Consider the following 18,824-nt stretch of genomic DNA (forward strand, 5'->3'; position numbering starts at 1 on the left):
CAGCGGACTTGCCGGGATGCCGCGCGTATCCCGGTTGAATGGATAATTAAATCGATTTAAACGTCGTGCCGGAACAGGCATCCGCCTGCCGGTCCAACAGGATCGCCGGTCGTCCGAAGCGAGCCATCCGCCTCGCTCCCGCCGGACAGACCGCAACCGAAAGGACGGAAACCGCCATGAGCCTTCATTCCACCATCGCCGCCGTGACCGAGCGCATCGTCGAGCGCAGCCGTGACAGCCGCACCCAGTATCTGGACCGCATCCGTGCCGCTGCCGAAAACGGCCCGCGCCGCTCAACGCTGTCCTGCGGCAACCTTGCCCACGGCTTTGCCGCCTGCGGGGTCACCGACAAGGCGCGGCTGGCCGGCGACGTGGTGCCGAACCTCGGCATCATCACCGCCTATAACGACATGCTGTCGGCGCATCAGCCCTACGAGCGCTTCCCGGAGCTGATCCGCGATGCCGCGCGCGAGGTCGGTGCGGTCGCCCAGGTCGCGGCCGGCGTTCCGGCGATGTGCGACGGCGTCACGCAAGGCCAGGCCGGCATGGAGCTGTCGCTGTTTTCCCGCGACGTGATCGCCATGTCGACGGCCATCGGCCTGTCGCACCAGATGTTCGACGCCGCCGTCTTCCTCGGCATCTGCGACAAGATCGTTCCCGGCCTGATGATCGGGGCGCTTTCCTTCGGCCATCTGCCGGCGGTGTTCGTGCCCGCCGGCCCGATGCCCACCGGCATGTCCAACGACGAGAAGGCCAAGACCCGCCAGCTCTATGCGGAAGGCAAGATCGGCCGCGCCGAGCTGCTGGAGGCGGAGAGCAAGTCCTACCACTCGCCGGGCACCTGCACCTTCTACGGCACCGCCAATTCCAACCAGATGCTGATGGAGATCATGGGCCTGCACCTGCCGGGCGCCAGCTTCGTCCATCCCAACACGCCGCTGCGCGATGCGCTGACCCGCGAGGCCACCAAGCGCGCGCTGGCGCTGACGGCGCTGGGCAATGCCTATACGCCCGTCGGCGAGATGATCGACGAGCGCGCCATCGTCAACGGCGTCGTAGGCCTGCACGCCACCGGTGGCTCTACCAACCACACCCTGCACCTGGTCGCCATCGCCGCCACCGCCGGCATCCGCCTGACCTGGGACGACATTTCGGACCTGTCCGACGCCGTCCCGCTGATCGCCCGCATCTATCCGAACGGGATGGCGGACGTGAACCACTTCCAGGCGGCCGGCGGCATGGGCTACCTGATCGGCGAGCTGCTGGTGGCCGGCCTGCTGCACCGCGACGTGCGCACGGTCAACGGCACCGGCCTCGACGCCTATACCAGCGAAGCGCGGCTGACCGAGGAAGGCGGCGTTGCCTGGGTGCCGGCGACCCGCGAAAGCGGCGATCCGAAAGTCCTGTCGACGGCGTCAGACCCATTCCAGAAGAATGGCGGCCTCACCGTTCTGGACGGCAATCTCGGCCGCGCGGTGATCAAGGTCTCCGCTGTCGCGCCGGAGCGACGGGTGGTCGAGGCCCCCGCCCGCGTGTTCGCCTCGCAGGAAGCGTTGCAGGCCGCCTTCAAGGCGGGAGAGCTCACCTCCGACTTCATCGCCGTCCTGCCCTTCCAGGGCCCGCGCGCCTGCGGCATGCCGGAACTGCACAAGCTGACGCCGGCGCTCGGCGTTCTGCAGGATCGCGGCATCAAGGTCGCGCTGGTCACCGACGGGCGCATGTCGGGCGCTTCGGGCAAGGTGCCGGCGGCGATCCACGTCACGCCGGAAGCCGTCGACGGCGGCCCCATCGCCCGCATCCGCGACGGCGATCTGCTGCGCGTCGATGCGCCGGCCGGCCGGCTCGAGGTGCTGGTGGATGCGGCGGAGTTCGCCGCGCGCACGCCCGCGACCGCCGACCTTTCGGCCCACCAGCACGGCGTCGGCCGCGACCTCTTCGCCGCCTTCCGCGCCTTTGCCGGCCCGGCCGACCAGGGCGCCCACGTATTCGGCAATCACGGGTTTGCCGCCTGACGCATGCCATTCACGGAGACTGACCTCATGGCCTCAAGCCAGAACACCAAACGCCTCGACACGATCATGCAGGCGGCCCCGGTCATTCCGGTGCTGATCGTCGAAGACCCCGCCAAGGCGGTGCCGATGGCCCGCGCGCTGGTGCGCGGCGGATTGCCGGCGATCGAGATCACCCTGCGCACGCCGAAGGCGCTCGAGGCGATCCGCGCCGTAGCAAAAGAGGTGGAAGGCGCCTTCGTCGGCACCGGCACCGTGCTCGATGCCGCGCAGTACCAGGCGGCCGTTGAGGCCGGCGCCACCTTCGTCGTCTCGCCCGGCGCGACCGACAAGCTGCTGGCGGCCGCATCCGGCCACGACGTGCCGCTGCTGCCGGGCAGCTCCACCGCCTCGGAAGTGATGAAGCTGCTGGAGGCCGGCTATTCCCGCCTGAAGCTGTTCCCGGCCGAGGCTGTCGGCGGCGCCAACCTGCTGAAGTCGCTTGCCTCCCCTCTGCCGGCCGCGCGCTTCTGCCCGACCGGCGGCATCACCGAGAAGACCGCCCCGACCTATCTCGGTCTGCCCAATGTCGTGTGCGTCGGCGGCTCCTGGATCGCCGGGCCGGATGCGATCGCGGCCGAGGATTGGGACGGCATCGAAGCGCGTGCCCGCCAGGCCGCCCGCCTGTCGGCCTGAACCGCGGCACCGAACGAAGAAGGGAGCAGGCCTTGGCGCAAAATAAACTTGCCGCCTGCTCCTCCCCGCTCTTGAAGGGGATTTTCCCCGTTCCCATTTGCTTCTGGCTGCGGACCCGCTCGTCCGCACCCCATGAGGCATCCATCCATGTCACAGTCGCAGGATACCGCCACCCCGGCGGTTGCAGCCCGGACGAGAGTCCGTCCGGGCCTGACCTTCTTCATCGTCGTCGTCTCCGCAACGCTGCTCTTTGCCGCCGAAATCTGGGCAATGACCCTCGGCTTCCTCTGGGCCCTGATCGGCATCATGTCGCTCGGCTCGGTCAGCGCCATCGTCCTGTCCGCCCTGGTCGTGCCGGCCGCCGCCTTCGCCACCTGGCGCCTGGCTGTTCTCGCCATTCGCGGCGAGCTGGACCTGCTTCCACTGTCTTCCGATCCATCCGCGCAAGGATCGACCCGAACCGGATGACGGCGGTCCCGCAAGGACCGCACGCCGCCCGGACGCTCGATCCGGCCGGCACGCCCGGTTGCCCGCTCCCGGTTGCTGAAACCGGCTCCCTGCCACGGCTTCGACGGGCGATGTCGCCTCGCGAGTGCCCGGATCGGACTTGCCATGCTCATCGACATCGCCCTTGTGGGCCTCGGTCTCGTTCTCCTGTTCTTCGGCGGCGATCTTCTCGTGCGCGGCGCGGTTGCGCTGGCGGCCCGCCTCTGCGTTCCCCCGCTGCTGATCGGCCTGACCATCGTCGGCTTCGGCACCTCCATGCCGGAACTGCTGGTCTCGCTGAACGCCGCCTTCGCCGGCCTGCCCGACATCGCCGTCGGCAATGTCGTCGGCTCGAACACCGCCAACATCCTGCTGATCCTCGGGCTCGCCCTGCTGGTCGCACCGCTTCCCACGCGCCTGCCAGGCATCGGCCGCGATCTGGTCGTGATGCTGGCCAGCGCCGGCCTGCTGGCGCTTGTCGCCATGGGCGGGCGGGTCGCCGGCTGGCACGGGCTGCTCTTCCTGGCGCTGCTCGCCGCCTATCTGGTCTACGGCGCCATTCGTGGCCGCGCGCAGGGCGCGGAGGATGCCGACAGCGGGTCCTCGATGGCACTCTGGCAGATGCTCGGCTTCATTGCCGCCGGCCTTGCCGCGCTGGTCTTCGGCGCGGACTTCCTTGTCGACGGAGCGACGAGCCTTGCCCGCGGCATGGGCATCTCGGATGCGGTCATCGGCCTCACCATCGTTGCCGTCGGCACCAGCCTGCCGGAACTCGCCACCTCGGTGGTCGCCGCGTTCAAGCGCCAGCCAGAAATCGCCGTCGGCAACGTCGTCGGGTCGAACATTTTCAACATTCTCGGTATTCTGGGCCTGACCGCCGCCATTACCCCGGTTCCCGTGGCACCACAGATGGCGGCCTTCGACATCCCGGTGATGGTCGTCGTCAGCCTTGCCATCGCGGTGCTGCTGACGGTCCTGCGCCGCGTGCCGCAATGGGCGGGGCTGGCCCTTCTTGCCGCCTACGGCTGGTACTGTACCGTGCTGTTCGTCTGACGCACGGCCCGGTCGTGGCGGCACCACCCCTACCACGACGAGGAGTACAGCCATGAACGGCCCTGCGTTCCCGCAAGACCTGAAGCAGAAGGCGGAGGCGTTCCGTGCGACCAGCCTTCGCCGCCTCTTCGCCGAAGATCCCGGCCGCTTCGACGCGCTGTCCTTCGGTTTCGAGGACATGCTGCTGGACCTGTCGAAGATGCACTGGGACCGCGACACGATCGCGGGCCTTGCCGCCTTCGCCCGCGAGCGCGGCATGGAAGACCGCCGCGCGGCGATGTTTGCCGGCGAGGCGATCAACGAAACCGAGGCTCGCGCGGTCCTGCATGTCGCCCTGCGCAACCGGGGCGAGGCCCCCGTCCTCGTCGACGGCCGCGACGTGATGCCGGGCGTGCGCGAAACGCTGGCGCAGATGGACGCCTTCGCGAACGGCATTCGCGACGGCTCTATCCTCTCCGCCGCCGGGCGCCCCTTCACGGACGTGATCAATATCGGCATCGGCGGCTCGGATCTCGGGCCCGCAATGGTCACCGCCGCCCTCTCCCCCTTCGCCGACGGGCCGCGCCTGCATTACGTCTCCAATGTCGACGGCGCCCATATCGCCGACACGCTGAAAGGCCTCGACCCGCGCGCGACGCTGGTCATCGTCGCCTCCAAGACCTTCACCACCATCGAGACCATGACCAATGCCCGCACCGCGCGGCAGTGGATCGTCAAGGCGCTGGGAGAGAGTGCCGTCGGCGCGCATTTCGCCGCCGTTTCCACCGCGCTGGACAAGGTCGGCGCCTTCGGCATCGATCCGGCGCGCGTCTTCGGCTTCTGGGACTGGGTCGGCGGGCGCTATTCGGTCTGGTCGGCCATCGGCCTGCCGGTGATGATCGCCATCGGCCCGGAGGGCTTTGCGCAGTTTCTCGAAGGCGCCCACGCCCTCGACCGGCATTTCCTGGAAGCCGAGGCGACGGAGAACCTTCCCGTCCTGCTGGGGCTTGCCGGCATCTGGCACCGCAACTTCTGCGGCTTTCCCGCCCGTGCCATCCTGCCCTACGACCAGCGCCTGGCGCGCCTGCCGGCATATCTCCAGCAGCTCGACATGGAATCGAACGGCAAGCGCGTGACGCTGTCGGGCGAGCCGGTCGACTGCGCCACCGGCCCGCTCGTCTGGGGGGAGCCCGGCACCAACGGCCAGCACGCCTTCTACCAGCTGCTGCACCAGGGCACGGACGTGATCCCGTGCGAGTTCATCGTCGCCGCAAACGGGCACGAGCCGGAGCTTGCCCATCATCACGCGCTGCTGGTCGCCAACTGCCTCGCCCAGTCGGAAGCTTTGATGAACGGGCGCACGCGCGAGGAGGCCAAAGCGCTGCTCGCCGGCGAAGGCAAGTCGGCCGCCGAGATCGCGCGGCTCGCCCCGCACAAGGTTTTCCCCGGCAACCGGCCCTCGCTGACCATCGTCCACGACCGGCTGACGCCGCGCGCGCTCGGCCGCCTCATCGCCCTTTACGAGCACCGCGTGTTCGTGGAAGGCGCGATCTGGAACATCAATTCCTTCGACCAGTGGGGCGTCGAGCTCGGCAAGGTGCTGGCCAACGAGCTGCTGCCCATGCTCGACGGCCGCGAGCCGGCCGAGGGGCGCGACAGTTCCACGCTCGGGCTGCTCGACCGGCTGCGAAGCCGTTGATATCGGGTCGTTAACCGCCCCTTGGCCAAGAACGCCGATCGATGATCTGCGTCACAGCTTCGGCTCAGTCAGCCGCTAGACTGCGCAAGGTTTTGGTGCTCAGATAGGAGGCAACGGAGGGACGGTTCGCCTTCTCCCTTCCGCGGCGCCTACCGGAAGGCGACATTCGCCGGAACCATGTGGACACGTGAGGAGTTATAGGATGGTCAGGATTGTTCTTGTGGGCGCAGCTGCGCTTCTGCTGGCGGCGTGCCAGTCCGACAGTCAGCGCGATCGTGCGCTGGTCGGCGGCGGCCTCGGCGCCGCAACGGGTGCAGTGATCGGTGCGGCGGCGACGGGTGATGTCGGCGGCGCGCTGGTTGGCGGTGTCATCGGCGGTGTGGGTGGTGCCATGGTCGGTTCGGCCACGACACCGAAGAACTGCATCGCACGCGACCGCTACGGCCGCCGTTATCGGGTTGCCTGCCCGTAAGGGTCGACAATCGCCTGCCCGAGAGGGACATGCCTGACCGCCGCAACGGACGCTCCGGCCAACCGTTGCGGTGGCGCATGCACTTCGAAAGAAGTGCAGACCGGCCAACCAATCGGAGGCGAATTTCATGCATAAACTCGTGATCGTTTCGGCGACCGCCCTGCTTCTTGCCGCCTGTCAGTCCGACAGCCAGTCCGACCGCGCTCTCGTCGGCGGCGGTCTCGGTGCTGCCACCGGCGCAGCCATCGGCGCTGCGACGACCGGCGATGTCGGCGGCGCGCTCGTCGGCGGTGCGATCGGCGCAGCCGGCGGTGCAGTGGTCGGTGCGGCCACCACCCCGAAGAACTGCGTCGACTACGACCGCTACGGCCGTGCCTACCGGGTCGCCTGCCGGTAAGCGAAAGCCATCCTTCACAGGCACAACAGCCGGCCAGGTCACCCTGGCCGGCTGTTTTCGTTTGAACTCGGGAAACCCCGGCGCCGAGATCAGGCGGCGGCGGCCGTCGCCTTGCCCAGCGCCTTGGCCGGCGCGACATAGTCGTAGCCGAGCGCGGTCGCGACCGCCTCGCAGGTCACCTGCCCGGCATGGACGTTCAGCCCGTTCATCAGATGCGGATTGTCCGCCAGCGCCTTGCGGTAGCCGTTGTTGGCCAGCGCCAGGGTGAAGGGGAGCGTTGCGTTGTTCAGCGCATAGGTCGAGGTGCGCGGCACCGCGCCCGGCATGTTGGCGACGCAATAATGCACCACGCCGTCGACCACATAGGTCGGCTCGGCATGGGTCGTCGCATGCGAGGTCTCGAAACAGCCGCCCTGGTCGATGGCAACGTCCACCAGCACCGAGCCCGCCTGCATGCGGCGAACATGGTCGGCCGTGACCAGCTTGGGCGCCGCAGCGCCCGGAACCAGCACCGCGCCGATCACCAGATCGGCCTCCAGCACGTACTGTTCCACTGCCGAGCGGGTCGAATAGACCGTGCGCAGAGCAGCGCCGAAGCGCGCCGACAGGCCGCCCAGCACGTCGATGGAGCGGTCGAGAACCGTGACGTCGGCGCCAAGGCCCAGCGCCATGGTGATGGCGTGGGCACCGACGACGCCGCCGCCGATCACCACCACCTTGGCAGGGGCAACGCCCGGCACGCCGCCGAGCAGGACGCCGGCGCCGCCATGGGCACGCTCCAGCGCGGTCGCACCCGCCTGCACCGACAGGCGTCCGGCAACCTGCGACATCGGCGAGAGCAGCGGCAGCCCGCCGCGCGCATCGGTGACCGTCTCGTAGGCGATGCAGGTCGCACCGGATTTGACGAGGTCGGCCGTCTGCGGCGCATCCGGGGCAAGGTGGAGATAGGTGAAGAGCAGGTGGTCGGGCCGCAGCATGGCCCGCTCGGAGGCCTGCGGCTCCTTGACCTTGACGATCATCGTGGAGGCTTCGAAGACCTCGGCCGGGGTCGCGGCGATCGAGGCACCGGCGGCCTCGTACACGGCATCGTCCGCACCGATGCCCTGGCCGGCGCCGGTCTCGACCAGCACGTCATGGCCGTTGGCCACAAGTTCCCGGACACTGTCCGGGGTCAGGCCAACGCGATACTCGTGGTTCTTGATTTCCTTCGGGACACCGACGCGCATTTCGAACCTCCTCCTGAACTCGGCCGCCATGCGGCCGGCATGATCGGAAACTCTACGGCAAACCGCGTCGAATTTGCTTGCTTTGTCGCCTCGCTCTTCACAATCTGCGCAATATCACGGCGCAAAATCGGCAAATCATGAAACAATATTCGAATGAAACCGCAAGACTGGACCGGATCGACCGGCACATCCTTGCCCTGCTGCAGGTCGACGGGCGCATCGCCAATGCCGACCTTGCCGAGGCTGTCGGCCTGTCCGCCTCGGCCTGCCTGCGCCGGGTGCGCATGCTGGAGGAAAGCGGCGTCATCGACCGCTACGTCGCCCTGCTGGATCAGGCCCGCATCGGCCGGCGCATGAACATCTTTGTCGAGATCTCGCTGACCTCACAGTCGAACGACGTTCTCACGCGTTTCGAGCAGGCGGTCGCACGGTCGCCGGAGATCATGGAATGCCACCTGATGGCGGGCGATGCCGACTACCTGCTGCGCATCACCGCCGCCGATCCCACGGATTTCGAACGCATTCACCGGGACCATCTCGCCCGCCTGCCCGGCGTCTCGCGCATGCGCTCGTCCTTCGCGATCCGCACCATCACCCGCAGCACCGCCTATCCGCTGCCGGAAGACGACGACCGCTGAGCGGAAACCGCCCCGAACTGCAGATTTTCGGAAGGCCCCCTGTCGCTCCTGCCCAAAAGGTCGGCAGCCGACTTTATGGCCCCCTGTCGGTTTTGCTGATAGACTGACCGACAGTTCCGAAAATCTCGCGAGTTATCGCCTTGGCAGTCCAGCTATGAACGCACTCCCGGCGTCTGCAAGCGGCTCCGGTTTGACGTTGATGATCGTCGACGACGATCCCGACGATCTTTGGATGTTCGGACACCTGCTTCATCGCGCCTCGCCCAACCCGGAGGAACTGTCGCTGATCGCCGCAGCCGACGGGGCCGACGCGCTGGCGCAGATCGAGCGTGCGCTGGCGACGGGCGCGCCGCTGCCGGATGCCATTCTGCTGGACATGAACATGCCGGGCCTGACCGGGCTCGATGTCCTGGCCTCGCTTCGGGCGCGCCGCTGTCTCGATGGAACGCCGATCCTCATCCTCTCGACCGCCGACGACAAGGAGATCGCCGAGCGCGCCCTTGCGGCCGGGGCGGATGCGGTCTTCACCAAGCCGGACTCCATGGACAGCATCGCCCGCCTCGCCGCCGGCATCTTCCGGACGGTCCTGGCGCGCCGCACCCCGATGCCGCGCGGCAACAAGGCACAGGCCTGACCCTGCGCCGATCCCGCCATCCCGTCGGCAAGGCCTTGATTGCGCGCGCCTGTCGGTCGACAACAGGATCCTCGTTCCAGGATCCCGAGGAGAACCCATGGCCCACGCGATTTCCCGTCTCAGCGACACCCGCTGCGAGCTCGCCGAAGGACCGACCTGGGACGAGCGGTCGGGCCGCCTCTATTGGTGCGACATCCTCGGCATGCGCATCCATGCGATCGACTGGGAGACCCGCAAGGAACGGCACTGGACCCTGCCGAATGTCGTCGGCTCGCTGGGCCTGACGCAGGACGAGGACCGGCTCGTCGTCGCCTTGCGCGACCGGGTCGTGCTCTTCACCCTGTCGAACGGGGTCATCGAACCGCTGGCCGAGATCGAGGCGAACGATCCGCGCACCCGTCTCAACGACGGCAAGGTCGGCCCGGACGGCGCCTTCTATGTCGGCACCATGGACGACCGTCCCGACCGCCAGCCCATCGGCGCGCTCTACCGGGTCGCCCGCGACGGCACCACGACGCGCCTTGTGGAGGGCGTGACCGTCTCCAACGGGCTCGCCTGGTCGCCGGACGGGACGGTGCTCTATCATGCCGACAGCCGGCCCGGACATATCGAGGCCTGGGATTTCGACGCGGCGACCGGCACGATCTCCGGCCGGCGCCTGTTCGCGCAGTTGACCAATGAAACCGGGCGCCCCGACGGCGGCACAGTGGATGCGCAGGGGCGCTACTGGTCGGCGGGCGTTTCGGCCGGCGTACTCAACTGCTTCGCCCCGGACGGCGCGCTGATCGAGGCGATCCCGATGCCGGTGCCGCGCCCGACCATGCCCTGCTTCTGCGGTCCTGCGCTGGACGAGCTGGTGGTGACGAGCCTGCGCCCGCATACGGCGCCGGAGCTGCTGGCCGAATATCCGGACTCCGGCCGCCTGTTCACCCTGAAGCCGGGCGCGACCGGACTGCCGGGATGGCGGTTCAGTCTTTAGCCGCGTCCGCGATGTCGCGCGGCAGCACGGGCAAGGCCTCGTCCGGCGCATTGCGTCCCCAGGTCGGGCGCAGCGTGTGGTCGACGGCGATCCGCTCGTCGAAGACGAAGCAGTCGCCGCGCCACAGGCTTTCCTCCTGCGGCACCTTTTCCAGATAGTTCAGGATGCCGCCGTCGAGGTGATAGACCTCCTCGAAGCCTTCCGAGAGCAGCAGCGCCGTCGCCTTTTCGCAGCGGATGCCGCCGGTGCAGAACATCGCCACCTTGCGCGGAGCCGACGCCTCCTCCCGCTGCTGGCGCAGCCAGTCTGGGAACGCCCGGAACGAGCGGGTATCGGGCGAACTCGCCCCCTCGAACGTGCCGAAGGCGACCTCGTAGTCGTTGCGCGTGTCGATCACGAGAACGTCCGGATCGCTGATCAGCGCGTTCCAGTCCTGCGGCGCCACATAGGAGCCGACCTGCCGCGTCGGATCGATGCCCGCAACGCCGAGGCTGACGATCTCCCGCTTCAGCCGCACCTTGAGCCGGGCGAAGGGAATGCGCTCGGCCCAGGAGGCCTTTTCGCGCAGGTCCGAAAGGCGCGGATCGGACCGCAGCCAAGCCAACACCTGCGCGATGCCCGCCTCGGTTCCCGCGATGGTGCCGTTGACGCCCTCGCTCGCCAGCAGGATCGACCCGCGCACGCCCGCCGCCTCGGCCGTCTCCAGCAGCGGCTGGCGCAGCGCCTCGAAGTCCGGCAGGGACGCGAAGTGATAGAAGGCGGAAATGCGGGTGTCGGTCATTGTGGCAGGGCGCTCGTCGGCAAAGGTCTCGGCCTGCCGAGCCTTCTACACTTGCCGCTTCCCCGCTGGCAACATGCGGACTTCGCCCTACCAGGGCAGCCTTTCCCCGTCATGGGAGAGGAACGCGCCGCTCTCCTCGCGTCCCGCGGCATCGATCACCGCAAGCAGCAGGTGTGCGGCCGCGTCGGGCGTGCGAACGGTGAGGCCGGTGCGGGCGAAGGGCCGCGAGAGACCCGTATCCACCGTACCCGGATGCAGTGCCAGCAGCACCAGATCCGGTTGCCGGCGGGCGAGCTCGATCGACGCGGTGCGGACGATCTGGTTGAGCGCCGCCTTCGATGCCCGGTAGCTGATCCATCCGCCGAGCCGGTTGTCGCCGATGCTGCCGACCTTGGCCGACAGCGTCGCGAACACGCTCTTGCCTTCGCGCGGAAACACCGGCGCGAAATGCTTGATCATCAGCGCCGGGCCGATGGCGTTGACGCGGAAGGAGCGCTCCATGGCCGCCGGGTCGATCTGGCGCAGCGCCTTTTCCGGCTGCATCCGCGCGTCGCTCAAAAGGCCGGTGGCATCGACGAAGAGCCGCAATGGCCCCATGGCGCCGATGCGCGCCGCCGCGGCGGCAATGCTCTCCTCGTCTTCGAGATCGAAGGCGGGAGAGCGGCTGCGCGCCAGCCCTTCCACCGCGTCGAAGCGTCCGCTTGCCTCGATCAGGCGCACCAGGGCCGAGCCGATGCCCCCGCTCGCGCCGGCAACCACGGCAATGCCGCCGTGAGGGAAACTGGTGAGTTCGCTGGTCATGCCGGGCTTACGCTAAAGCGGGCGCGGCGGTTTTGTCGAAACCCGAGCAGTTAACGAAGCGTTAGCCTGGCAGCGAGCGCTGCTTCACTGGCCGGTTGGCAAGCGGCGCCCGACCGTGCCACAGTCTGCCCCGTCGCCGGCCGATCCGGCGCAACGCGAAGTCCGGCAAGACGAAACGACGCCACCGTCCAGCAGGGAAACCTTACGATGCCTCGACGTTTCTTCGTCCTCGACGTCTTCACCAACCAGGCGCTTGCCGGCAATCCGCTGGCCGTCGTGCTGGATGCGGAAGGCCTGACGGACGCACGCATGCAGGCCATCGCCCGCGAGTTCAACCTGTCGGAAACCGTCTTCGTCCTGCCACCGGAAAATCCGGCCCACTCGGCACGGCTGCGCATCTTCACCCCGGCGCGCGAGCTGCCCTTTGCCGGACACCCGACCGTCGGCACGGCGATCCTGCTGGCCAAGGAGCGCTTCGGCGACATGGAGTCCGATGCCGACCGCAACGCCATGGTCGTGCTGGAGGAGACGGTCGGCAACGTGCGCTGCGGCGTGGTGCTGAAAAACGGTGCCGCCGGTTTTGCCGAGTTCGACATTCCGCGCCTGCCCCGCCCCTGCGACCCATTGGGCGACCGCGAGATCATCGCCGCTGCCGTCGGCCTGGAGCCGAACGAGATCGGCTTCGAGAACCACCGCCCTTGCGCCTTCGAGGCAGGCGTGCCCTTCGCCTTCGTGCCGGTTGCGAGCCTCGATGCGCTGTCGCGCGTCTCGCCGGTCCAGCGCCACTGGGAGGAAGCCTTCGGCCGCCGCGGGGAAATGGGCGCCTATCTCTATTGCCGCCAGACCAATTCGCAGGACAGCACGTTCGCGGCCCGCATGTTCGCCCCCCATATGGGCATCGGCGAAGACCCCGCCACCGGCTCGGCCGCCGCCGCCTTCTCGGGCGTCATTCGCCATTTCGACAAGCTGACGGACGGAACCCACTACCTGCGGATCGAGCAGGGCTTCGACATGGGCCGCCCCTCGATGATCGACCTGGAAATCGACGTGACGGCCAGCGCGCTGAAGGCAGTGCGCATCGGCGGCCAGGCGGTGATCGTCTCCAAGGGCGAACTCTACCTGTAACCCGCCGCCGGCTGCGGCACGCTCAGTGCAGCCGCTCGCGGTCCCGTTCCCGTTCCCGGTCGAGAATGCGCGGGCTGTCGAGCGTGGAGATCGGGGTCGACAGGTCGCGCGGGATGTCGCCGCTCAACTGCAGCGCAAGGTAGCGCCCGCAGCAGACCCGCAGGAATGAGGCGAAGTTGCCGAGGTCGTGGCCGGCCTCGATGGATTCGTGATGCAGCCGGGTGATCAACTGCACCAGGTTCATCCCGTCGCGGGTCGCGATCTCTTCCAGCACCGTCCAGAAGAAGGTCTCCAGCCGCACGCTGGTGACCATCCTGTCGATCCTCAAGGATCTGGTGGTGCTCTCCCACAAGGCCGGGTCGGCCTCGATGAACAGCTTGCACATGAGCATCCTCCCTGCGGCATGTGCTGCGGAGCTTGCGACCGTCCGCGCGCGGCCGCAAGCCCCGCGGACGGTCGGCGGTTCGCAGGCGCTCAGGCGGCCAGCACGCTCATGAACTGCGACAGCCACGCCGGATGGGCCGGCCATGCCGGCGCCGTGACCAGCTTGCCGTCGGTCACCGCCCCGTCGATGGCGATGTCCGCGTAGGTGCCGCCGGCCAGCTCCACCTCCGGGCGGCAGGCCGGATAGGCCGAGACCGTCCGCCCCTCGATCACCCGGGCCGCCGCCAGCAGCTGTGCCCCGTGACAGATCGCGGCGACCGGCTTGCCCGCCTCGAAGAAGTGCCGCACCGCCGAGATCACCTGCGCATCCAGCCGCAGATATTCCGGCGCCCGGCCGCCGGGGATCACCAGCGCGTCATAGTCGGCAGGGTCGATGTCGGCGAAGGTGGCATTGAGCGCGAAATTGTGGCCGCGCTTCTCGCTGTAGGTCTGGTCGCCCTCGAAGTCGTGGATGGACGTTGCGACCGTCTGTCCCGCCTTCTTGCCGGGGCACACCGCATGCACCTCGTGCCCGACCGCAAGCAGGGTCTGGAACGGCACCATCGTCTCGTAGTCCTCGGTGAAATCGCCGGTGATCATCAGGATCTTCTTCGCGGCCATGCTGCAGTCCTCCCTTGCCGTTCGGCCGGCAACGCTCGCCGCTCCGGCCGGTCTTTCGAGCCGCCCGAACCCTAGCAAGCCCGCAAGGCCAACGGGTATTAGGTCGCTACTACAGGTGGCCGGACGGAAGGCGAACAGGCGAACGGGCCGCAGCGTACCGCAGCCCGTTGCCGCACGGCAGGTCGCCGAGACTTACTGCGCAGCGCCCGGCGGGTTGGCGGGATCGACCACCGCCGGCTGGCCGGCTCCCATCTCCTGCTGGACGCGCACCGCATCCTCTTCCTGGCGCTTCTGCACCCGCGTGACGAAGTCCGGCGCCGTCTCCAGATCCTCCGCCGTGGCGGCCAGGATCAGCTGGTGCTCGCCCGGCGTCACCGTCACATGCTGCACGGCCTCGTAGGGAACGGCCACCTGACGCGCGCCCATGCCGAGGAAGCCGCCGGCCTCAATCACCACGGAGACCACCTGGCCGTCGGGCGCGATCTCCAGCGCGGCCACCTTGCCCAGCGTCTCGCCTTCCGGATTGGTGACGTCGAGACCGATCAGGCTGCTGGTCAGCCAGTTGCCGTCCTGCTGCTCGCCGATGAAGCTGGCGGTGGCGGTCGCCTCGCCGGCCATCGGGGCATCGGCCCGCGGCATCCCGGCCGGCGCCTCGCTCGGCGCGGAGCCGGTCTCAGGCGCCTCGTCGGCCGGCATGGCCGCGCCCGGTGCCGTTTCCTCGATGAGGGGTTCGTCGACCCTCGGCTCCGTCGCCGACTGGGCCCAGACCGGGCCCATCGACAGGATTGCGAGCGTTGCAGTCGTCGCAAGAAGCGTCTTCATCATCATCGTCTCCCTGGTTGGGTCCGCAGCCCTGAACGCCGGAATGGCAGCGGGGTGGGACGCTCAACCAGAGATAGGAATCGATCTTGATCTTTTTCGGGCTTTGCAAGAAAGCGCCAAATCTTTCAAAAACAGTCGTTTAATAATTTTGAATGCCGGCCTCTTACACGACGATCCCGGCAAGAGGATGGCAGGTTTCAGCGCTGGGGACGACCGTAAAGCCACTGGACACCGGAAATATCCGCCGGCTGAAGACCTTGGAAGATTTCACTATACTTGAAGTGCATGATCGACAGGCCCTTCAGGTGATGGTCGAGGCCGATGGCGTGGCCGATCTCATGCGCGAACGTGTAGCGCAGGTCGTAAGCCGCAAGGTTGCCGTCGAAGCCGATCTTCCAGTCGTGGCCCGGATTGAGGCAGATGGCCGAGCGGGTGATCGGCGCAATGCGCGCGGCGACCGGCGCGGTCCGAGCGCCCTCTCCGTTGGCGGTGATGGGCAGGTTCAGCCCGCGCCCGTCGGACCCGCCGGCCTCCATAAGGCCCGGCGCATCCTCGCGGGCGAAATCCACATTGGTGAAGGCATAGCCGCGCGGCATCGCCTGGGCGCCGAGCAGGATGTTGGCGGCGTCCGTATCGGCGATCTCCTCGAAGACCAGGCCGCTCACCTCGCTCCACATGCGGAAGGCGGCGGCCGCCTCCGCGCGGATCGCCTGCGCCGTCTCGCCGGAGGCTTTCACCAGCCGGTCGAGGCCCTGCATCTCGCGGCAGTTGCGCGCATCGGGGCGGCTGACCGGCCCCTCGGCAAAGGCATAGGTCACGCGCGCGGGCGTTCCCACCCGCGGCTCGCCCCACTTGAGGATGGAACCTTCGAGCCGGAGCGGCGTGAACAGGCGCGCCAGCGGCAGCCGGGCCTTGATCCGCGGAGCGGGTTGGAGCTTCCGGGCGCCGAGGGCCGGAGCCTGCGGGCCCGCGGCGTCGGCAACAGGCACCGGCAAGGCCAGAACGGCTGCAAGCGCCAGGGCGAAAACGGAAGAGGAGATCGTCGCGTAAGTCAAAGCGAGCTTGGCCCGTAGATCGGAGTTCCACCGAAGATCATGCAGCGGGTCCTCGCTCTCGCTGGCCGGCGTGGCGCCGGGCGTCATCCAGTGCCGGATGTCGGGGACCGTCAATCTGCAGGCCGGGACCCTAGCGCAAACCTCAGCTGCGCCGAACCCGTTTTTCCGCAAAGCACCCCGGAACACCCTGGTCAGTAATGACAGCCTGCGCCCGTTTCCCCTGCGTCGGCAAGGGCTACGCGCCCCCTGCGACGGATCGTCCTCCCGGCGTGTCTTTTCTGCAACGGCCCTGCCGCGGGCCGCGACCCGCGGCTGGCGCTTCGCACTGCGGCATTGCCGACGCTGTTCGAAAGCCTGCCTTTTCCCTTGACGCGGGCCGGCATCCGCGCGAGTGTGCCGGCCGAACCGTACCGTACGGTACTGAAATTACCGCAAGCGGAAACCTGCCTCACGGCAGCGCCCGCCCCCTCGCTCAGATCCGCAGACCTTGCCCGCCATGCCCCCCGTCCCCGACAGCGATTTCACGCCGCGCCAGAACGAGGTCCTTGCCTCGGCGCTGCGGCTTGTCGTCGACGGCGGCGAGAAGGCGCTGACCACGGCGGCCGTTGCGCGGGCCGCGAATTGCTCCAAGGAAAGCCTCTACCGCTGGTTCGGCGACCGCGACGGGTTGCTCGCCGCCATCGTCGCCCACCAGGCCGCCAAGGTCCGCGTGCCGAGCGAGAGCGCCGGCGCGCTCGATCTTGCCGAGTTCCGCAGCCGCCTCGCGACCTTTGCCGAGGACCTCTTGACGGTGCTGGCCGGCGACACCTCGCTGGCGCTCAACCGGATCGCCATCGCCCATGCCAGTCGCCACGGCGCCCCGCTCGGCCGCCTGCTGCTGGAGCGCGGCCGCGAGCGCATCGCCACCCGTGCGCGCACCCTGCTGGAGGCCGGGCGCGACCAGGGCCATGTCGACTTCGACGATGCGACGGACGCCTACCGCACGCTTTACGGTCTCATCATCCGCGATGCTCATGGCCGCTGGCTGCTCGGCCAGCCGCCGGTGGGCGAGGATGCCGATTTCGCCGGTCAGGCGCGCCGCGCCGTTGACCAGTTCATCACCCTTCATCCGCCCCGCATGCGCAACAGCGCAGCTGCGGGACGGAGCTGACCCCGGCCGGGAGCGTTTCCCGGTCCAATCCAAACGCCAAACGGGAGAAACCAGATGCGCGTTTATTATGATCGCGATGCCGACCTCAACCTCATCAAGTCCAAGAAGGTCGCCGTCATCGGCTATGGCAGCCAGGGCCGCGCCCATGCGCTGAACCTCAAGGACAGCGGCGTCAAGGACATCGTCGTGGCCCTGCGTCCCGGCTCCACTACCGCCAAAAAGGTCGAGGCCGACGGTCTCAAGGTCATGAGCGTCGCCGAGGCGGCCGGCTGGGCCGACCTGATGATGATGGCCACCCCGGACGAGCTGCAGGCCGACATCTACCGCGACCACATCGCCGCCAACATCCGTGACGGCGCTGCGATCGCCTTCGCCCACGGCCTGAACGTGCATTTCGGCCTGATCGAGGCCAAGTCGACCGTCGACGTCCTCATGGTCGCGCCGAAGGGCCCGGGCCACACCGTCCGCGGCGAGTTCGAGAAGGGCGGCGGCGTGCCGTGCCTGGTCGCCGTCCACCAGGACGCTTCGGGCAATGCCCTCGACCTCGGCCTGGCCTATGCCTGCGGCGTCGGCGGCGGCCGTTCGGGCATCATCGAGACCACCTTCAAGGAAGAGTGCGAAACCGACCTGTTCGGCGAGCAGGCAGTCCTGTGCGGCGGTCTGGTCGAGCTGATCCGCGCCGGCTTCGAGACGCTGGTCGAGGCCGGCTACGCTCCGGAGATGGCCTATTTCGAGTGCCTCCACGAGGTGAAGCTCATCGTCGACCTCATCTACGAGGGCGGCATCGCCAACATGAACTACTCCATCTCGAACACCGCCGAGTGGGGTGAGTACATGTCCGGTCCGCGCGTCGTGACCTCGGAGACCAAGGCCGAGATGAAGCGCATCCTGACCGACATCCAGACCGGCAAGTTCACCTCGGAGTGGATGCAGGAATGCAAGGGCGGCCAGGCCCGCTTCAAGGCGACCCGCCGCCTCAACGATTCCCACCAGATCGAGGAAGTCGGCGAGAAGCTGCGCGGCATGATGCCGTGGATCAAGAAGGGCGCCCTGGTCGACAAGGAGCGCAACTGATCCGCACGCGCTTTCCCGCGCGTTCTGAGCGAAACGGAGACGGCCCGCACCCGCGGGCCGTTTTCTTTTGCGGCCGGCGGCGCTACTAGAGGCGCCAACGACCACCCGCCAGGAGCCAGAGATGACCGCATCCGCAAGACCCGAGATCGTGCTGATCGCCGCCGTCGGCGAGAACGACGTCATCGGCTCGGATGGCGACATGCCCTGGAAGCTCTCCACCGACCTGAAGCGCTTCAAGCGCCTGACGCTCGGCCACCCCGTCGTGATGGGCCGCAAGACCTTCGAGTCCATCGGCCGCCCGCTGCCCGGCCGCCGCAACATCGTCGTCACCCGCGATGCGGGCTGGACGCATGAGGGCGCTGTGCGCGCCGGCTCGCTCGACGAGGCCTTCGCGCTTGCCGGCGAGGCGGGAACCGATGCGGTGATGGTCATCGGCGGCGGCACGATCTACGCCGCCGCCCTGCCGATGGCCGACCGGCTGGAGATCACCCGCGTGCATGCGACGCCCGATGGCGACACGCTGTTTCCGAAGATCGACCCGCAGCTGTGGACGCAAGTCGCCAGCGAGACGCCGCCGCGCGGGGAGAAGGATACGGCCGACGTCACCTTCCTGACCTATCGCCGCTGTACACAGGACCTATGTACACAGGCGCCGTCGCGCTGAGACATCTGATTGTCGCCTCGGGCCTTTCGTCCGCCGGCCCAATTTCCTAGGATCGCTCTCC

At 68.2% G+C, this 18,824-nt stretch carries 21 protein-coding genes; 14 read left to right on the forward strand and 7 right to left on the reverse strand.

Annotated features, from left to right (window positions below; translation table 11 throughout):
• The first annotated feature begins 176 nt into the window (after nucleotides 1-176).
• From edd to BBX35_RS06085, 7 genes are all read left to right on the forward strand, one after another.
• Nucleotides 177-2,012 (forward strand): phosphogluconate dehydratase, encoded by a 1,836-nt coding sequence (gene edd / locus BBX35_RS06055; protein ID WP_067217164.1) that lies wholly within the window; start codon nucleotides 177-179, stop codon nucleotides 2,010-2,012.
• A gap of 27 nt (nucleotides 2,013-2,039) precedes the next feature.
• Complete coding sequence (gene eda, locus BBX35_RS06060) at nucleotides 2,040-2,684, forward strand: bifunctional 4-hydroxy-2-oxoglutarate aldolase/2-dehydro-3-deoxy-phosphogluconate aldolase (RefSeq protein ID WP_067217167.1); 645 nt, start codon at nucleotides 2,040-2,042, stop codon at nucleotides 2,682-2,684.
• Between the two features lie 147 nt (nucleotides 2,685-2,831).
• Nucleotides 2,832-3,152, forward strand: a complete 321-nt coding sequence (locus BBX35_RS06065) for a hypothetical protein (RefSeq protein ID WP_067217170.1) — start codon at nucleotides 2,832-2,834, stop codon at nucleotides 3,150-3,152.
• A 144-nt stretch (nucleotides 3,153-3,296) separates the two neighbouring features.
• Nucleotides 3,297-4,223, forward strand: a complete 927-nt coding sequence (locus tag BBX35_RS06070; RefSeq protein ID WP_067217172.1) for a calcium/sodium antiporter — start codon at nucleotides 3,297-3,299, stop codon at nucleotides 4,221-4,223.
• Between the two features lie 52 nt (nucleotides 4,224-4,275).
• On the forward strand, nucleotides 4,276-5,901 hold the full coding sequence (gene pgi / locus BBX35_RS06075) for a glucose-6-phosphate isomerase (protein WP_067217175.1): 1,626 nt from the start codon (nucleotides 4,276-4,278) through the stop codon (nucleotides 5,899-5,901).
• A 202-nt stretch (nucleotides 5,902-6,103) separates the two neighbouring features.
• Nucleotides 6,104-6,373 (forward strand): glycine zipper domain-containing protein, encoded by a 270-nt coding sequence (locus BBX35_RS06080; RefSeq protein ID WP_067217178.1) that lies wholly within the window; start codon nucleotides 6,104-6,106, stop codon nucleotides 6,371-6,373.
• Between the two features lie 127 nt (nucleotides 6,374-6,500).
• Entirely contained in the window at nucleotides 6,501-6,770 is a 270-nt protein-coding gene (locus BBX35_RS06085; RefSeq protein ID WP_067217184.1) for a glycine zipper domain-containing protein, read from the forward strand.
• 89 nt (nucleotides 6,771-6,859) lie between these two features.
• Here the strand turns inward: BBX35_RS06085 and ald are convergent, their stop codons facing one another.
• Nucleotides 6,860-7,996, reverse strand: coding sequence for an alanine dehydrogenase (ald, locus tag BBX35_RS06090; protein WP_067217187.1), 1,137 nt, complete (start codon nucleotides 7,994-7,996; stop codon nucleotides 6,860-6,862).
• 137 nt (nucleotides 7,997-8,133) lie between these two features.
• Here ald and BBX35_RS06095 point away from each other — a divergent pair, with 137 nt between their 5' ends.
• The 3 genes from BBX35_RS06095 (at nucleotide 8,134) to BBX35_RS06105 (ending at nucleotide 10,247) form a co-directional block, all read left to right on the forward strand.
• A complete protein-coding gene (locus BBX35_RS06095; protein WP_067217190.1) occupies nucleotides 8,134-8,634 on the forward strand; it encodes an Lrp/AsnC family transcriptional regulator in 501 nt (166 codons plus the stop codon).
• A 154-nt stretch (nucleotides 8,635-8,788) separates the two neighbouring features.
• Entirely contained in the window at nucleotides 8,789-9,268 is a 480-nt protein-coding gene (locus tag BBX35_RS06100; protein ID WP_083206039.1) for a response regulator, read from the forward strand.
• Between the two features lie 97 nt (nucleotides 9,269-9,365).
• The gene (locus BBX35_RS06105) at nucleotides 9,366-10,247 is read left to right on the forward strand and encodes an SMP-30/gluconolactonase/LRE family protein (protein WP_067217197.1); all 882 of its coding nucleotides are present in this window, start codon (nucleotides 9,366-9,368) and stop codon (nucleotides 10,245-10,247) included.
• Here BBX35_RS06105 and trhO read toward each other — a convergent pair.
• Together trhO and BBX35_RS06115 are read right to left on the reverse strand one after the other, a co-directional pair.
• Entirely contained in the window at nucleotides 10,237-11,028 is a 792-nt protein-coding gene (trhO, locus tag BBX35_RS06110; protein ID WP_067217199.1) for an oxygen-dependent tRNA uridine(34) hydroxylase TrhO, read from the reverse strand. The two genes, BBX35_RS06105 and trhO, sit on opposite strands and share 11 nt — an antisense overlap.
• An 87-nt stretch (nucleotides 11,029-11,115) precedes the next feature.
• Complete coding sequence (locus BBX35_RS06115) at nucleotides 11,116-11,829, reverse strand: SDR family NAD(P)-dependent oxidoreductase (RefSeq protein ID WP_067217202.1); 714 nt, start codon at nucleotides 11,827-11,829, stop codon at nucleotides 11,116-11,118.
• A 207-nt stretch (nucleotides 11,830-12,036) separates the two neighbouring features.
• Between BBX35_RS06115 and BBX35_RS06120 the strand changes: the two genes are divergently transcribed.
• Nucleotides 12,037-12,954, forward strand: coding sequence for a PhzF family phenazine biosynthesis protein (locus tag BBX35_RS06120; protein ID WP_067217204.1), 918 nt, complete (start codon nucleotides 12,037-12,039; stop codon nucleotides 12,952-12,954).
• 22 nt (nucleotides 12,955-12,976) lie between these two features.
• Here BBX35_RS06120 and BBX35_RS06125 read toward each other — a convergent pair whose 3' ends face one another.
• The 4 genes from BBX35_RS06125 to BBX35_RS06140 all read right to left on the reverse strand — a co-directional run bounded on the left by BBX35_RS06125 (nucleotide 12,977) and on the right by BBX35_RS06140 (nucleotide 15,989).
• Nucleotides 12,977-13,339 carry a ribbon-helix-helix domain-containing protein gene (locus BBX35_RS06125; protein ID WP_067217206.1) on the reverse strand — a complete coding sequence of 121 codons (363 nt, stop codon included), beginning with the start codon at nucleotides 13,337-13,339 and terminating at the stop codon, nucleotides 12,977-12,979.
• 89 nt (nucleotides 13,340-13,428) lie between these two features.
• Nucleotides 13,429-13,998 (reverse strand): DJ-1/PfpI family protein, encoded by a 570-nt coding sequence (locus BBX35_RS06130; protein ID WP_067217209.1) that lies wholly within the window; start codon nucleotides 13,996-13,998, stop codon nucleotides 13,429-13,431.
• A 192-nt stretch (nucleotides 13,999-14,190) separates the two neighbouring features.
• Nucleotides 14,191-14,820, reverse strand: a complete 630-nt coding sequence (locus BBX35_RS06135) for a PRC-barrel domain-containing protein (protein WP_141687820.1) — start codon at nucleotides 14,818-14,820, stop codon at nucleotides 14,191-14,193.
• Nucleotides 14,821-15,017: 197 nt separating this feature from the next.
• Nucleotides 15,018-15,989 (reverse strand): matrixin family metalloprotease, encoded by a 972-nt coding sequence (locus BBX35_RS06140; RefSeq protein WP_141687821.1) that lies wholly within the window; start codon nucleotides 15,987-15,989, stop codon nucleotides 15,018-15,020.
• Nucleotides 15,990-16,371: 382 nt separating this feature from the next.
• On the opposite strand from BBX35_RS06140, the gene BBX35_RS06145 reads away from it, so the two are divergent.
• From BBX35_RS06145 to BBX35_RS06155, 3 genes are all read left to right on the forward strand, one after another.
• Nucleotides 16,372-17,025 carry a TetR/AcrR family transcriptional regulator gene (locus BBX35_RS06145; RefSeq protein WP_067217217.1) on the forward strand — a complete coding sequence of 218 codons (654 nt, stop codon included), beginning with the start codon at nucleotides 16,372-16,374 and terminating at the stop codon, nucleotides 17,023-17,025.
• 54 nt (nucleotides 17,026-17,079) lie between these two features.
• Nucleotides 17,080-18,099, forward strand: coding sequence for a ketol-acid reductoisomerase (ilvC, locus tag BBX35_RS06150; protein ID WP_067217220.1), 1,020 nt, complete (start codon nucleotides 17,080-17,082; stop codon nucleotides 18,097-18,099).
• Nucleotides 18,100-18,220: 121 nt separating this feature from the next.
• A complete protein-coding gene (locus tag BBX35_RS06155; protein ID WP_067217223.1) occupies nucleotides 18,221-18,763 on the forward strand; it encodes a dihydrofolate reductase in 543 nt (180 codons plus the stop codon).
• Nucleotides 18,764-18,824: the final 61 nt, after the last annotated feature.

It is taken from the genome of Stappia indica (assembly GCF_001696535.1).
GTDB classification, from domain to species: domain Bacteria; phylum Pseudomonadota; class Alphaproteobacteria; order Rhizobiales; family Stappiaceae; genus Stappia; species Stappia indica.

Bases quoted from the DNA above. Each gene is read 5' to 3' on its own strand.
- edd (WP_067217164.1), top strand. From the start codon at position 177: ATGAGCCTTCATTCCACCATCGCCGCCGTGACCGAGCGCATCGTCGAG.
- eda (WP_067217167.1), top strand. From the start codon at position 2,040: ATGGCCTCAAGCCAGAACACCAAACGCCTCGACACGATCATGCAGGCG.
- BBX35_RS06065 (WP_067217170.1), top strand. From the start codon at position 2,832: ATGTCACAGTCGCAGGATACCGCCACCCCGGCGGTTGCAGCCCGGACG.
- BBX35_RS06070 (WP_067217172.1), top strand. From the start codon at position 3,297: ATGCTCATCGACATCGCCCTTGTGGGCCTCGGTCTCGTTCTCCTGTTC.
- pgi (WP_067217175.1), top strand. From the start codon at position 4,276: ATGAACGGCCCTGCGTTCCCGCAAGACCTGAAGCAGAAGGCGGAGGCG.
- BBX35_RS06080 (WP_067217178.1), top strand. From the start codon at position 6,104: ATGGTCAGGATTGTTCTTGTGGGCGCAGCTGCGCTTCTGCTGGCGGCG.
- BBX35_RS06085 (WP_067217184.1), top strand. From the start codon at position 6,501: ATGCATAAACTCGTGATCGTTTCGGCGACCGCCCTGCTTCTTGCCGCC.
- ald (WP_067217187.1), bottom strand. From the start codon at position 7,996: ATGCGCGTCGGTGTCCCGAAGGAAATCAAGAACCACGAGTATCGCGTT.
- BBX35_RS06095 (WP_067217190.1), top strand. From the start codon at position 8,134: ATGAAACAATATTCGAATGAAACCGCAAGACTGGACCGGATCGACCGG.
- BBX35_RS06100 (WP_083206039.1), top strand. From the start codon at position 8,789: ATGAACGCACTCCCGGCGTCTGCAAGCGGCTCCGGTTTGACGTTGATG.
- BBX35_RS06105 (WP_067217197.1), top strand. From the start codon at position 9,366: ATGGCCCACGCGATTTCCCGTCTCAGCGACACCCGCTGCGAGCTCGCC.
- trhO (WP_067217199.1), bottom strand. From the start codon at position 11,028: ATGACCGACACCCGCATTTCCGCCTTCTATCACTTCGCGTCCCTGCCG.
- BBX35_RS06115 (WP_067217202.1), bottom strand. From the start codon at position 11,829: ATGACCAGCGAACTCACCAGTTTCCCTCACGGCGGCATTGCCGTGGTT.
- BBX35_RS06120 (WP_067217204.1), top strand. From the start codon at position 12,037: ATGCCTCGACGTTTCTTCGTCCTCGACGTCTTCACCAACCAGGCGCTT.
- BBX35_RS06125 (WP_067217206.1), bottom strand. From the start codon at position 13,339: ATGTGCAAGCTGTTCATCGAGGCCGACCCGGCCTTGTGGGAGAGCACC.
- BBX35_RS06130 (WP_067217209.1), bottom strand. From the start codon at position 13,998: ATGGCCGCGAAGAAGATCCTGATGATCACCGGCGATTTCACCGAGGAC.
- BBX35_RS06135 (WP_141687820.1), bottom strand. From the start codon at position 14,820: ATGAAGACGCTTCTTGCGACGACTGCAACGCTCGCAATCCTGTCGATG.
- BBX35_RS06145 (WP_067217217.1), top strand. From the start codon at position 16,372: ATGCCCCCCGTCCCCGACAGCGATTTCACGCCGCGCCAGAACGAGGTC.
- ilvC (WP_067217220.1), top strand. From the start codon at position 17,080: ATGCGCGTTTATTATGATCGCGATGCCGACCTCAACCTCATCAAGTCC.
- BBX35_RS06155 (WP_067217223.1), top strand. From the start codon at position 18,221: ATGACCGCATCCGCAAGACCCGAGATCGTGCTGATCGCCGCCGTCGGC.